The organism is Kushneria phosphatilytica (assembly GCF_008247605.1).
Lineage (GTDB): Bacteria > Pseudomonadota > Gammaproteobacteria > Pseudomonadales > Halomonadaceae > Kushneria > Kushneria phosphatilytica.
The window spans coordinates 2,435,244-2,448,374 of sequence record NZ_CP043420.1; the positions used below are offsets into that span (position 1 = coordinate 2,435,244).

Annotated in this window: 13 protein-coding genes; 4 read left to right on the forward strand and 9 right to left on the reverse strand. The window is 60.0% G+C overall.

The window, feature by feature from the left end:
• Positions 1-17 precede the first annotated feature (17 nt).
• On the reverse strand, positions 18-1,346 hold the full coding sequence (locus FY550_RS11250) for an NCS2 family permease (RefSeq protein ID WP_149054536.1): 1,329 nt from the start codon (positions 1,344-1,346) through the stop codon (positions 18-20).
• 212 nt (positions 1,347-1,558) lie between these two features.
• Between FY550_RS11250 and FY550_RS11255 the strand changes: the two genes are divergently transcribed.
• Both FY550_RS11255 and asd read left to right on the forward strand, forming a co-directional pair.
• Positions 1,559-2,383, forward strand: coding sequence for a sulfurtransferase (locus tag FY550_RS11255; protein WP_070979090.1), 825 nt, complete (start codon positions 1,559-1,561; stop codon positions 2,381-2,383).
• 76 nt (positions 2,384-2,459) lie between these two features.
• Entirely contained in the window at positions 2,460-3,302 is an 843-nt protein-coding gene (gene asd, locus FY550_RS11260) for an archaetidylserine decarboxylase (protein WP_070979092.1), read from the forward strand.
• 23 nt (positions 3,303-3,325) lie between these two features.
• Here the strand turns inward: asd and epmA are convergent, their stop codons facing one another.
• Together epmA and efp are read right to left on the reverse strand one after the other, a co-directional pair.
• A complete protein-coding gene (gene epmA / locus FY550_RS11265; RefSeq protein ID WP_070979094.1) occupies positions 3,326-4,303 on the reverse strand; it encodes an EF-P lysine aminoacylase EpmA in 978 nt (325 codons plus the stop codon).
• Between the two features lie 106 nt (positions 4,304-4,409).
• Positions 4,410-4,976, reverse strand: coding sequence for an elongation factor P (efp, locus tag FY550_RS11270; protein ID WP_070979097.1), 567 nt, complete (start codon positions 4,974-4,976; stop codon positions 4,410-4,412).
• A 78-nt stretch (positions 4,977-5,054) separates the two neighbouring features.
• Between efp and epmB the strand changes: the two genes are divergently transcribed.
• Positions 5,055-6,080, forward strand: coding sequence for an EF-P beta-lysylation protein EpmB (gene epmB / locus FY550_RS11275; RefSeq protein WP_070979099.1), 1,026 nt, complete (start codon positions 5,055-5,057; stop codon positions 6,078-6,080).
• A gap of 17 nt (positions 6,081-6,097) precedes the next feature.
• Here epmB and FY550_RS11280 read toward each other — a convergent pair whose 3' ends face one another.
• Positions 6,098-6,445, reverse strand: a complete 348-nt coding sequence (locus FY550_RS11280; protein ID WP_070979101.1) for a protealysin inhibitor emfourin — start codon at positions 6,443-6,445, stop codon at positions 6,098-6,100.
• Entirely contained in the window at positions 6,442-7,497 is a 1,056-nt protein-coding gene (locus FY550_RS11285) for a M4 family metallopeptidase (RefSeq protein WP_149054537.1), read from the reverse strand. Before FY550_RS11285 ends, FY550_RS11280 begins: the two co-directional genes overlap by 4 nt.
• Positions 7,498-7,691: 194 nt before the next feature.
• On the opposite strand from FY550_RS11285, the gene FY550_RS11290 reads away from it, so the two are divergent.
• Positions 7,692-8,135 (forward strand): DUF4385 domain-containing protein, encoded by a 444-nt coding sequence (locus FY550_RS11290; protein WP_070979103.1) that lies wholly within the window; start codon positions 7,692-7,694, stop codon positions 8,133-8,135.
• A 126-nt stretch (positions 8,136-8,261) separates the two neighbouring features.
• On the opposite strand, the gene FY550_RS11295 is transcribed toward FY550_RS11290, so the two are convergent.
• The 4 genes from FY550_RS11295 to parC all read right to left on the reverse strand — a co-directional run bounded on the left by FY550_RS11295 (position 8,262) and on the right by parC (position 13,129).
• The gene (locus FY550_RS11295) at positions 8,262-8,630 is read right to left on the reverse strand and encodes a DUF2237 family protein (protein WP_070979105.1); all 369 of its coding nucleotides are present in this window, start codon (positions 8,628-8,630) and stop codon (positions 8,262-8,264) included.
• 107 nt (positions 8,631-8,737) lie between these two features.
• Entirely contained in the window at positions 8,738-9,514 is a 777-nt protein-coding gene (locus tag FY550_RS11300) for a flagellar brake protein (protein WP_070979111.1), read from the reverse strand.
• Between the two features lie 88 nt (positions 9,515-9,602).
• Complete coding sequence (gene serB / locus FY550_RS11305; protein ID WP_070979113.1) at positions 9,603-10,838, reverse strand: phosphoserine phosphatase SerB; 1,236 nt, start codon at positions 10,836-10,838, stop codon at positions 9,603-9,605.
• Complete coding sequence (gene parC, locus FY550_RS11310; protein ID WP_070979116.1) at positions 10,835-13,129, reverse strand: DNA topoisomerase IV subunit A; 2,295 nt, start codon at positions 13,127-13,129, stop codon at positions 10,835-10,837. The genes serB and parC overlap by 4 nt, the downstream gene beginning before the upstream one ends.
• Positions 13,130-13,131 lie beyond the last annotated feature (2 nt).

Sequence of the window (13,131 nt, forward strand, 5' to 3'; positions counted from 1 at the left end):
CCGTCGCTCCCCTGCCCTTAGTACTGAAACAACAACAAAATCGACAGTACGAACAATACCCACATGGCCGGACGCACTTCGCGAGCCTTGCCAACGCCGACCTTGACCACCACGAACGAGAGAAAACCGAACACCACCCCATGCGTGATCGAATAGGTCAGAGGAATCAGGATCATCGCTACAAAGGCCGGAATGGCGTCATCCAGCTGATCCCAGTGGATGTTGCGAATCGGTGCCAGCATGAACACCCCTACCATGATCAGTGCCGGCGAGGTGGCAATCGAGGGCACCAGCGACAACAGCGGTGAGAGGAACAGAAACGGTAGAAACAGCAGGCCACAGATGACTGCGACCAGCCCGGTTCTTCCGCCCTGACTGATCCCGGCCGCGGATTCGACATAGGCACTCGCCGGACTGGTCCCCAGCGGCCCGGAAATCAGTGCCGACAACGCATCGATGACCATCGACTGGCGGATGTTGCGCGGCTCGCCCTGCTCATCGAGCAGATTGCCCGCCTGACAGATTCCCATGAAAGTGGAGAGTGCATCAAAAAAGGCGGTGAACAGGATGACGAAGATGAACGGCCAGTAGGCCACTTTCAGCGCACCCAGCAGATCGAGCCGGCCGATCAGACTGAAATCGGGCCAGGCCACCAGCCCGTGATAATTGACCAGAGTAGCGGCCTGATCCGGAGTGACACCGCTGGCATCCCCCCACCAGCGCCCGATCGGGACTGCCAGCAGAGTCGTCACAACGATCCCGATAATCAGAGCCCCCTGCTGTCGGCGAGCCACCAGTACTGCGGTCACCGCCAACCCGATCAGAAAGGTCACCAGCATTGGCGTCATTTCCCCCAGGCCCACCACGGTATCGGGATTGCCGACCAGAAAACCGGCATTGACCAGACCGATGACCGTAATGAAAAGACCGATACCACAGGCAATGGCATGCCGCAGCTGGGCGGGAATGGCATCGATGACATACTGACGGGCATTGAAGACAGCCAGCACGGCAAACAGTACGCCAGCCCAGAACACACAGCCCAGCGCGGTTTCCCAGGGCAGCCCGGCCCCCATCACCATGGTGTAGGTGAACAGGGCGTTAATGCCCATGCCCGGCGCCACCAGTACCGGGTTACGGGCATAGAGCCCCATCATGAGGCTGCCGAAAAAACTGATCAGTACCGTTGCCGTCAGTGCCCCGGGAAAGGGCACACCAGCGCTGGAGAGAATCGAAGGATTGACCACGATGATATACATCGCGGCCAGGAAGGTGGCGATGCCGGCCAGGATTTCTCGTCTGACCGTACTGCCGGCCGCTTCAATACTGAAGTAACGATCGAGCACGTCTCGTCTCCGCCGATTTATTGTGGATCCGCTCGGGCGCCACTGCCCGGCCGAGCCGCTTGCAGCGGGCGATTATAACCAAAGGCTCCCGCCATGCGCAGCGATCATGATACTCGCGGCAGCGTTGCCGGTATGCGATGCTGTCAGCAGAAGTTCGATCAACGACCGGGACGAATCGGGAAACACGCTTCGTCTTTTCAGGAGAGGTCCCCATGACAGAGCACAACACGCTGCCACTGATCATCGAACCCGAACAGCTGGCACGCCACCTCGATGATCCGAAGCTGCTGATCATCGATGTGCCGGCCCGCGCTGACAGTTACCGCGAAGGCCACGTCCCGGGGGCGCTCTTTCTTGATCACACCCGGCTGCTGCGCGGTGAAGGGCCCGTGGCCAATGATGTGCCCTCCGAGGCCCAGCTTTCCGAACTGTGGTCGTCGCTGGGCCTGACCGAACAGACCCATGTCATTGCCTACGACGATGAAGGTGGCGGCTGGGCCGGTCGCCTGCTCTGGACACTCGAGCTGCTGGGGCATCCGCACTACAGCTATCTCAATGGCGGCATCCAGGCCTGGCGCAGCGACAATCTTCCGCTCTCAACCGATGATGTCGCACCACAGCCCAGCGACTATCACGCCGAAATTCGTCATCCTCACATGCTGATGACACGCGAGGAGCTTCAGTCACGACTGGAAGATACCGGCCTGGCCATCTGGGATGCCCGCAGCGCCGAGGAGTACGCCGGCCTCAAGGGACAGAATCGCCATCTCGGTCATATCCCCGGAGCGGTCAATTTCGACTGGCTGGATGTCATGGATCGAAGCAATGGCGCCCGCCTGCGCGATCTCAGCGAACTGCTCACGGAGCTCAATGCCCGTGGCATTACGGCCGAGCATGAGATTGTCACTCACTGCCAGAGCCACCATCGCAGCGGCCTCACCTGGCTGGCCGGCCGGGCGCTGGGGTTCAACATTCGCGCCTACCCCGGCTCCTGGCAAGAGTGGGGCAATCGCGACGATACGCCGGTGGAGCACTGAGCGCTGCATCGAGAGTTGAGCGGGCCGCAGCTTCGGGATAAGGTGCGGCCCCCTGTCCCGTCGGAATGATGACACCATGGATCGCGAGCAGCTTTTCGCCTGGCTTCAGTACCCGATTCCCCACCACACCCTGTCACGCCTGATCGGCCGGGTGGCCGACAGCCGCCAACCGTGGATCCGGGACACTTTTATCCGGCGTTTTGCCAGCCATTACAACGTCGACATGAGTCAGGCCGAACAGCCCGACCTCGGTGCCTATGAAAACTTCAATGCCTTCTTCACCCGAGCGCTGAAGCCCGAGGCAAGGCCACTGGGGGCCGGCATTCTATCCCCTGCCGATGGCGTACTCTCACAGTTCGGTGCCATCAAGCACGGCACGCTGATCCAGGCCAAGGGCCACGCCTACTCGCTCACTGCGCTACTGGGGGGTGACGAAGCGCGCGCCGAACCGCTTCGCCGTGGCCGTTTTGCCACCGTCTATCTGTCTCCACGTGATTACCATCGCGTCCATATGCCGTGCACCGGCACCCTGCGCGAAACCGTCTACGTGCCGGGCCGACTGTTTTCGGTCAATCAGGCTACCACCCGTCAGGTGCCGGCACTGTTTGCCCGCAACGAGCGGCTGGTCTGTCACTTTGATACCGAGCATGGCCCCATGGCGCTGGTACTGATTGGCGCCATGATCGTCGCCGCCATCGAAACCGTCTGGGCGGGTCGCATTACGCCCATCCCTCGCCAGCCACGTCACACACTTTTCGATGCGCAACCTGTCACGCTTGAGCGCGGCGCCGAAATGGGACGCTTCATGCTCGGCTCATCGGTCGTGATGTGCTTTCCGGAGAGTATCGAGTTCAACGAGCCGCTGACCCCGGGTCAGATGGTCAGCATGGGCCAGTCACTGGCCACGCCAAAAAGCTGAGGCTCTGCCGGATTGCGCAACGCTCAACAGCGCGATGTCGGGAAGGCCATGACCTCGGCAATCGAATCCCTGCCAAGCGCCAGCTGAATGAGCCGGTCGATGCCCAGCGCTACACCGCTGCTTTCGGGCAGGCCGGCTTCCAGGGCCGCCACCAGTTGCCGATCACTTTCAACCAGCGGCTTGCCAAGGCGCGCGCGTGCGCGATTATCTTCGGCAAAGCGTTCGGCCTGTTCGCTGGCATCGACGAGTTCGTCATATCCATTGGCGAGCTCCAAACCATCGACATAGACCTCGAAGCGCGCGGCGACCCGATCCCCTTCGACATCGGTGACATGACGGGCCAGCGCAGCCTGACTCGGTGGATAGTCGATAACTATATCAATACCGTCTCGGCCCAGCTGCGGCTCAATGGCCATGCTCATCAGCAGATCAAGGCAGCCGTCACGCTCGATATCATCCATGGCAATACCGCCCCACTCTCCCGCCAGATGCTGAAGTGCCGCCAATGAGGCAGTGAAAGGGTCAACATCGAGCATTTCACGAAAGAGGCTGCGATAGCGACGCAGTCGACGTACGCCGGCTGAGGGCAGCAGCGTTCGGATCAATGCCTCGGTCTCATCAACAAGCGCCTTGAGGGACCATGCCGGGCGATACCACTCCAGCATGGTGAACTCGAGATTGTGGCGGCGCCCCACTTCACCATTACGAAAACTGCGTGCCAGTTGAAAGATCGGTCCGCTGCCAGCCGCCAGCAGTCGTTTCATATGAAATTCCGGTGAAGTCTGCAGCCACAGCCGCTCACGCCCAGCCGGCGTAGTAGCTTCGGTTGAGAGCGAATCAAGATGCACCTCGGTACTGCCTGCGTGACCCAGCACCGGTGTCTCGACTTCCAGTACACCACGCTCGGCAAAAAAACGCCGCACCTCGGCCAGCAGCCGGGCCCGCTCACACAGTGTCTCGATGGCTGCCGAGGGTCGCCAGCTCTCTACCGATTTATCCATCACCTTGTATCCGGAAACAATAACGCGACCACACCATGAGTGTGATCGCGTCAATCAACACGACACTGCCGCCCTCTTCGAGCGCAACAGATCTGGCAATGATCGCTCAGGCGCGACCGACGTATTCACCCTTGCGCGTATCCACCTTCAGTTTCTCACCCTCATTGATGAACAGCGGCACCCGCACCACGGCGCCGGTAGAGAGTGTAGCCGGCTTGGAGCCCCCGTTGGCGGTATCCCCCTTGACGCCGGGGTCGGTCTGGGTCACTTCCAGATCGATGAAGTTGGGCGGGGTCACAGCGATCGGATTGTCATTCCACAGCGTAACGGTGTAGGTCACCTGCTCCTTGAGCCACTTCTCGGTATCACCTACCGCTTTTTTATCGGCGGCGTACTGCTCGAAGGAGCCATCGGTTTTCATGAAGTGCCACATCTCGCCATCATTGAACAGATACTCCATGTCGAGCTCAAGAACATCGGCGCCTTCGATCGATTCACCGGACTTGAAGGTACGTTCCCATACCCGACCGGTCATCAGATTGCGCAGCTTGACACGATTGAAGGCCTGGCCCTTGCCGGGTTTGACGAACTCGTTCTCGACGATGTTGCAGGGATCGCCATCCAGCATCACCTTCAGACCGGCCTTGAATTCGTTGGTAGAATAACTCGCCATGTTGCCTCGCTCTGTAAGCGGCGCCGTTGCCAGAACCGTGACGCCGATGTAAAACACTGCGGAATTTGAAGTGTGCCGATGATAACGCGAACCTCAGACGGTGTGCAGGCCATTGCTGCACATACGCCCAATGCCGACTGGCAGACCCAGCTACGCGAGGTGATCCGCGACCCGGCCACCCTGCTGGATGCGCTGTCGCTGCCGCACGATCTGCTGGCAGGCGCCAGGGGAGGGCACGCCCAATTCTCGGTACGTGTGCCACGCGCCTATCTGAATCGCATGACCCCGGGCGATCGCGATGATCCACTGCTGCGCCAGGTACTGCCCCTGACGCAGGAAACCGACAGTGTCACGGGCTTTGTCACCGACCCGCTGGCCGAAGCGGACCATACGCCGCGAGCCGGACTGATCCACAAATATGCTGGCCGGGTACTGCTGATCGCCAGCGCCGGCTGTGCCATCAACTGCCGCTACTGTTTTCGGCGCCACTTCCCCTACGAGGATCATACGCCCTCGATGACCGAGTGGCAGGAGACCCTCGACTATCTGCGTAATGACACCTCGATTACGGAAGCCATTCTCTCGGGCGGCGATCCACTGGTTTCAAGTGATCGGCGGCTGGCCTGGCTCTGTGAAGCACTGGCCGAAATTCCGCATCTTCGACGGCTACGCATTCATACCCGGCTGCCAGTAGTGATTCCGGACCGGATCAATGAGGCGTTGCTTGAATGGCTTGGCAACACCCGATTGCAGCGGGTGATGGTATTGCACATCAATCACCCGCGCGAGATCGATGAGCACGTAAGTGCCGCCTGTCAGCGCCTGAGGCAGGTCGGCGTCACGCTGCTCAACCAGAGCGTGCTGTTGCGTCATGTGAACGACAGCGTGGATACGCTGGCAGAGCTCTCCGAACGGCTGTTCGAGGTGGGCATCCAGCCTTACTATCTGCACGTTCTTGATGCCGTGGCCGGCGCCGCACATTTTGATGTGCCCGACGATGAAGCGAGATCGCTGGTCGCCCGACTGCGTACCCGGGTATCCGGGTTTCTGGTGCCACGACTGGTCAGGGAGATTCCCGAGGAAGCTTCGAAAACCCCGCTTTAGAGCGGGGTCAGAATGCATCAGCTGTTTTCGGGACCATCGCGCCAGAGCGTAACCAGCGCCTGCGGAGCATGGCTCTCCGGGACTTTGAGCTCATCACGCGGGGCATCATCATCTTCTGCCGTACGCTGCAAGCCACGCCAGATCAGTACCCGGTAGAAGCGCTGATCACCCCGCCCGGGCGGTTCACCCAGCGGCAGGCAACGATCAGCTTCATCAAGAATGGCACAGATCCGCTGACGTTCAGCGCTTGAACAGCCCTGAAAATCGATCTGCCGCGGCCGGGACAATCCCGGCGCAGCGACCACACCGCCCTCCCGGGCGAGCCGGATCGAAGCGTGCTCATCCAGATCAGCAAAGCGGCTCATGGGTTGATCCCGACACCCTGCCAGCCTTCACGCACGGCACTGACCACTTCCTCATCGAAACGACGCTGGGCGTTGTCGATGGTCAGGCGGGCAAAAGTGGCAAAATCGGCATCCGGGGTCAGACGCTCATCAAGCAGCGTGTCATACCAGACATGGCCGGCGCGTTCCCAACTATAACCTCCCAGCGCCGTAGCGATGAGATAGAAGGCATGATTGGGAATCCCCGAGTTGATATGCACGCCACCGTTGTCCTCGGCAGTATTGACGTACTCGTCCATGTGACCGGGCTGCGGGTCACGTCCCAGTACCGGATCATCATAAGCCGAACCGGGTTGGGCCATGGATCTCAATGCCTTGCCCTGAACACTCTCGGTGAGCAGCTCGGCGCCAATCAGCCAGTCAGCCTCACCGGCTGTCTGATTGGCCGAATACTGCGCCGTCATTGCCCCGAAGACATCAGAGATCGATTCATTCAATGCACCGGACTGATTGGAATAGGCCAGCCCGGCGGTGAGTTCGGTCACACCATGAGTCAATTCATGGGCGACAACATCCAGTGCCCGTGTAAAGGGACGGAATATTTCACCATCACCATCGCCGAATACCATCTGCTGACCATTCCAGAAGGCATTCTGATACTCCTGGCCATAGTGGACCGTGCCCAGCAGCGCCATGCCGTCATCATCGATCGAATCACGATCAAAAATCTCCCGGAAGAACCGCCAGGTGGCCCCAAGGTCATCATAGGCCTCGTTGACCTCGCGATCATTGACCTCCGGGTCACCCTCCGAGCGCACTTCTTCGCCCGGCAGCTGCATGCCGTGTCGGGCATCGAAAATATGCCGCTGTGGCGTCTCGCCGTCATCGGTGGCGTGATACTCATGCACGGTGTCGGCCTGACGTCGGGCAGCATGGCCACGAAAGCCGTCATCAAGATTGAGCGTCGTCAGGGCTCGACGGCGCTGCTGCTCGTTGCCGTGCTGAATGACCCGGTTGAGCAGATGGGGCGGGATAATGCCATAGGGATTATTGCTGGCTGCCAGCGCACGCATTGAAACGACTCCTGTCGACGCGGTAATGAGCCTGTACAGGTAACGCCGACTCCATTCAGCCTAGTTGATATGACGGCATGATGATTTAACCCTGATCATCCCTTTTCTTCGACCTTGGTCGTAGAAAAGCATCCCCCTGGCAATACATCGCTGCTTTTCTACACTGGCGCCATCAGACCGGGAGCAGCCATACCATGTCCGAAAATGCAAAGAAGGATGCCACCACTGACTGCCGCGCCCATCCCGAGTGTTATCGGGTTGGCCGCGGTGAACAGGGGGTACTGACAATAGAACCCTACAAGAGCGAACTGCTGCCGCACTGGCGCTTTCGTACTCCCGAGATTGCCCGAGAGTCTTCACGCACCCTGCACGACATGTTCGAACAGTATCGTCAGGACAACGATTTCGTTGGTATGGACATGGCGCGCAAGTTCATCCAGATGGGCTATACCCGGGCAAGACGCTATGCGAACTATCGCGGAGGTCGCAAATATGATCGCCAGGGACGCATCAATGAACGCAAGATCGATGAAACCAAGGCCGAGGCTGCCCGCATTTTCGAAGCGGTCTGGAAACAGGTTCGCGAGGACAGCGATTATCTGGCGCGCAAACGCGAGCATCAGCGCCGTTACGGTTAGCGGCCGGTGACAGGTCGACCGGGCATGCGTTCGTCGTGCGCTGAATCAATGATGGGTACCGTCTCAGCGCCCATCGTTGGGTGCCAGGCCCCGGCCTGGTGATCGCTCGCCAATTGTCAGTGGGTATTAGTGCGCATAACGGCGCAGGGTCTCCAGCGGTACTCGCTCCAGCGCTTTTTCATGAGTGGCCTCAAGACGCACCGGAGGTGCCACGCCAGCCCGAAAGGCTTCACTCCAGCGTTGCAGACACAGACACCAGACATCGCCGGGCGCCAGGCCGGCAAAACCGAATTCAGGCCGCGGCGTACTCAGATCATTGCCGCGAGAGCGCGAATAACTCAGAAAGGATTCGGTCATGACGGCGCAGACCACATGCTCACCAGCATCTTCACTGCCGGTATGACAAAAGCCATCACGATAGAATCCGGTTACGGGATCGTGACAGCACTCCTGCAGCGGTTCTCCCAGCACATTGAAAGCCCGATCACTCGGCATACGAGACTCCTTCAAAGCGGATTCGATACGCCTTTCGGCCGCATCATTCGAAGAAGAATCTGGCAGCTGTCACGCCATCCTGCAAAGTCAATCCTCTGCAAGCCCTGTCAGTCTGACCCGGTATCATCCGAGGTGATCTGAAACAGCCGTGAGGGTGCCAGTGGTCGTGTTTCGGAGGGCGTCCGCCGCTGACGCACGCTCTCCCGCTCTATCTCGCGGACATAGAACCAGACCCGCCGCTCATGCTCGGCCATACCGATGTCGAAACGGACGCCCATCTGCATCGTATCGCCCTCGCCGGCCTGAATGTGGCGAAGCCGACTATTGGCCTTGAATACTTCTCCATTGGGAAAACGTGCCCGCAGCTGCAACTGAGCATCCAGCTCCGGCAGGGGCTGTGAAGCAGGCAGCGCCAACAGACAGCCTCCGATTGACAGATCACACAACAGAGCCTGCCAGCACTGGCCATCAGGCGCTGCCAGTTCCACTGTCACTGTCATGCCATCGCTCAGCGCCGCCCGGAAGTAGCCACGGCGGCGGGCATAACGCAACTGCTGTGGAAAATCGCAGTGCAACCCCAGCCGACCCGAGCGGCTGACCACCCGCCTGATCTGCATCGTTGAACTGCGTAGTGACGCCGATTCCTGCCGAGCGTGAAGAATGAACTGATATCGTCTGGCAAGGAGCTCGTCGATGTCTCCCAGGCTGGTGATATCCAACAGACAGCTGGCAGAAATCCGATCAACGGAGACCACCGACACCGGATAATGGACCGGCGTGGCATCAAAACGAAGGGTGACCTCGTGGGCATTGTGAGTCAGTTCGACAAAAACATCGGCAATGGCGTCGACATCCTCGACGACTCCGTGACACGGCTGGGACATGGCAGCATCCGTTCAGATAGCGAACACACCGGTAACAGGTGTTTTCCCTCTATCGGCAGGAGCTGACAGCGTCTTGAGTGCTACCGACTCACCGGGCTCCGAGCACCTCATCCCGGTCATCGTCCCGATAACCGAGCAGATAGAGCACACCATCAAGGCCCAGGGTAGAGATCGACTGGCGTGCCTGCTCACGCACTGTGGGCTTGGCCCGAAAGGCAATGCCCAGACCTGCGACCGCCAGCATTTTCAGATCGTTGGCACCATCACCGACGGCCACGGTCTGTTCCAGTCGAATGCCCTGACGCGCTGCCATCTCCTCGAGCAGCTGAGCCTTGCGATCAGCATCGACAATCGGCTCTCGCACCTCACCGGTCACCACACCATTTTCAATCACCAGCTCATTGGCATGGACTTCATCAAAGCCCAGCCGACGCTGCAGATATTCAGCAAACCAGGTGAAGCCGCCCGACAGGATGGCCGTGCGATATCCCAGGCGACGCAACTGTTCAAGCAGATGTTCAACACCCGGCATCAACGGTAGCTCTTCGGCAATATCGGCCAATACCGACTCCGATAGCCCGGCCAGTTTGCTCATGCGTTCACGAAAACTCTGCTGAAAATCGAGTTCCCCACGCATGGCGCGCTCGGTAACTTCAGCCACTTCTTCGTACACGCCGTGGCGACGCGCCAGCTCATCAATGACTTCAGCCTGAATCAGGGTCGAATCCATGTCGAAACAGATCAGTCGCCGATGGCGCCGCCAGATACTGTCCTGCTGAATGGCCAGATCGACCCCGTGATCGGCACCGATGGCCAGCGCCCCCTTGCGCAAGGCATCCAGATCGACCGATTCGCCACGCAGCCAGCACTCGATACAGACACCGCGCTCCGGCGCCTCTCCATCCAGCGGTTCACGCCCCGAAAGGCGATGAATCAGCTCGATGGTCAGACCAAAGGCCGAAGTCAGTCGTCCCAGTTCCGCCAGCACGGTGGCCGGCAACTTCGGCGCCAGCAGTGTCACGATCAGCCGGGTGTGACCATCTCCTCGGCTCCAGCGCTCATGATCTTCCTCGCTGACATCGACGGTCTGAATGACCAGAGCATGGCGGTCACCCGCCTCTTCAAGCGATTGCTCAAGGCGGGTACGTTGCTCTTCACCCGCCTCGTCCAGCGCCACCAGCGTTTCGAAGGCCACCATATCGAAGGTGACACTCTGATTGATATCCAGCAGCCGGGCACCAGCTTCTGCCAGCGCCTGCCCCAGGCCGCCCAGTTGCCCGGGTCGGGCACTACCGGTCGCCCGGACAAGCACACGCCGGGTCATTTGCCACCTCCGCCAGCGCCGTTATTGCCGGGCAGTTCAACTTCCAGCCGCGAGACTTTCTGAAAGCCCTGGGGCAGCTTGTGGCCACGCCGTCCGGGCTCTCCGACATGATAGTCGAGCTCTTCGCCGGTCAGCCGCTTCTTGCGCTTGCCTGCATGCACCACCAGGGCAGCACCAGGTGGTAACAGCGCCCAGTCGCGCACGAACTCATCACGTCCTGCTGCACGGGCCGAGGGAATGTTGATCGTGCGATTGCCCTTGCCCCGGCTCATAGCAGGCAGTTCGGCTGTATCAAGAATCAGCAGCCGTCCTTCATTGGAGACCACAGCCAGCCGGGCATCAGGGGCTTGCCCTGCCTCGCCGGGTGGCAATGCCAATGGCGGTAGTACATCGCAACCCTTGGGCACGGTCAGCGCACTTTTACCTGACTTGCTGCGCCCGGTGAATTCTTCAAGCGTACCCCGGAAGGCATAGCCGCCATCGCTTCCCAGCAACCACTGGCCATCCCCGGGACCCAGCATCACACCGCGTATGCGTGCGCCGGCGGTCAGATTGACCCGACCCGAAATCGGCTCCCCCTGCCCTCGAGCCGAAGGCAGTTGGTGAGCGGCCAGGGTATAGGCACGTCCGCCATCATCCAACAGCACCAGAGGTTGGTTGGACTTGCCGCGCGCCGCCAGTGCAAAGCTGTCACCAGACTTGTAGGAGAGGCTTTCGGGATCGATCTCGTGGCCCTTGGCGGCCCGAATCCAGCCCTTCTGGGAGACCACTACGGTAATCGGGTCGGCACCGATCAGATCGACCTCGGAGAGCGCTTTCGCCTCGTCGCGCTCGACCAGCGGACTACGCCGCTCGTCGCCGAATTTCTCGGCATCCTCACGCAACTCCTTTTCAATCAGATCGGTCATCGCGGCATCACTGCCCAGCAATGCCTTCAACTGCTTGCGCTCGGCCTCGAGATCACTCTGCTCGCCTCGCAGCTTCATTTCTTCGAGACGCGCCAGATGCCGCAGTCGCAATTCGAGAATTGCCTCGGCCTGGCGCTCGCTGAGGCCGAAGGCGTTCATCAGCGCCGGCTTCGGCTCATCTTCCTCACGGATGATGCGAATCACCTCATCGATATCCAGATAGGCAATCAGCAGCCCCTCGAGAATATGCAGGCGATCCTCGACCTTGCCGAGACGGTGCTCAAGCCGACGCCGTACGGTCGTGCGCCGGAAGCTCAACCATTCATCAAGCAGCCGATCAATCGACATGACCTGTGGCCGACCATCCAGCCCGATCACGTTCATGTTGACGCGGGCATTCTTCTCGAGATCGGTCGTGGCGAACAGGTGCGCCATCAGCCCTTCGACATCGGTGCGTCCCGAGCGAGGCACAATGACCAGTCGGGTCGGCTCTTCATGCGTCGACTCATCACGCAGATCGGCCACCATCGGCAGCTTCTTTGCCTGCATCTGAGCGGCAATCTGTTCCAGTACCCGGGCACCACTGACCTGCCAGGGCAGCGCCTCGATGATCACTTCGCTGTTTTCGACCCGATAGCGAGCCCGCATTCGTACCGAGCCACGCCCTGCGGTATAGAGTTTTACCAGATCGGACTTTGGCGTAATGATTTCCGGCGACGTCGGGAAATCAGGTGCCGGCAAATAGCGACACAGATCAGTCACGGTAGATTGCGGATGACGCAAACGGTGGATGGTCGCCTCGATCACCTCACCGACATTGTGCGGAGGAATATCGGTCGCCATGCCCACGGCGATGCCCGAGCCGCCGTTGAGCAACACGTGCGGCAGCCGCGCCGGCAGCACCGCCGGTTCGTTCATGGTGCCATCAAAATTGGGCACCCAGTCGACCGTACCCTGCCCCAGCTCGGCCAGCAGCACCTCGGAAAAACGGGTCAGACGCGCTTCGGTATAACGCATCGCCGCAAACGACTTGGGATCGTCCGGGCTGCCCCAGTTCCCCTGCCCATCCACCAGCGGATAGCGATAGGAGAAGGACTGAGCCATCAGCACCATCGCTTCATAACAGGCACTGTCCCCATGAGGATGAAACTTGCCGAGCACATCCCCCACGGTACGTGCAGACTTCTTGTACTTGGCACTGGCCGTCAGCGACAGCTCTCTCATGGCATAAACAATGCGTCGCTGCACCGGCTTGAGGCCATCGCCTACATTGGGCAGTGCGCGGTCGAGGATGACGTACATCGAGTAGTCGAGATACGCCTTCTCGGTATAACGGGAGAGCGACAGACGCTCGACATCGCCCTCTTCGACATGAATGTCCATCG

Bases quoted from the DNA above. Each gene is read 5' to 3' on its own strand.
- asd (WP_070979092.1), top strand. From the start codon at position 2,460: ATGGATCGCGAGCAGCTTTTCGCCTGGCTTCAGTACCCGATTCCCCAC.
- FY550_RS11255 (WP_070979090.1), top strand. From the start codon at position 1,559: ATGACAGAGCACAACACGCTGCCACTGATCATCGAACCCGAACAGCTG.
- FY550_RS11290 (WP_070979103.1), top strand. From the start codon at position 7,692: ATGTCCGAAAATGCAAAGAAGGATGCCACCACTGACTGCCGCGCCCAT.
- parC (WP_070979116.1), bottom strand. From the start codon at position 13,129: ATGGACATTCATGTCGAAGAGGGCGATGTCGAGCGTCTGTCGCTCTCC.
- epmA (WP_070979094.1), bottom strand. From the start codon at position 4,303: ATGGATAAATCGGTAGAGAGCTGGCGACCCTCGGCAGCCATCGAGACA.
- FY550_RS11280 (WP_070979101.1), bottom strand. From the start codon at position 6,445: ATGAGCCGCTTTGCTGATCTGGATGAGCACGCTTCGATCCGGCTCGCC.
- FY550_RS11285 (WP_149054537.1), bottom strand. From the start codon at position 7,497: ATGCGTGCGCTGGCAGCCAGCAATAATCCCTATGGCATTATCCCGCCC.
- FY550_RS11295 (WP_070979105.1), bottom strand. From the start codon at position 8,630: ATGCCGAGTGATCGGGCTTTCAATGTGCTGGGAGAACCGCTGCAGGAG.
- serB (WP_070979113.1), bottom strand. From the start codon at position 10,838: ATGACCCGGCGTGTGCTTGTCCGGGCGACCGGTAGTGCCCGACCCGGG.
- epmB (WP_070979099.1), top strand. From the start codon at position 5,055: ATGATAACGCGAACCTCAGACGGTGTGCAGGCCATTGCTGCACATACG.
- FY550_RS11300 (WP_070979111.1), bottom strand. From the start codon at position 9,514: ATGTCCCAGCCGTGTCACGGAGTCGTCGAGGATGTCGACGCCATTGCC.
- efp (WP_070979097.1), bottom strand. From the start codon at position 4,976: ATGGCGAGTTATTCTACCAACGAATTCAAGGCCGGTCTGAAGGTGATG.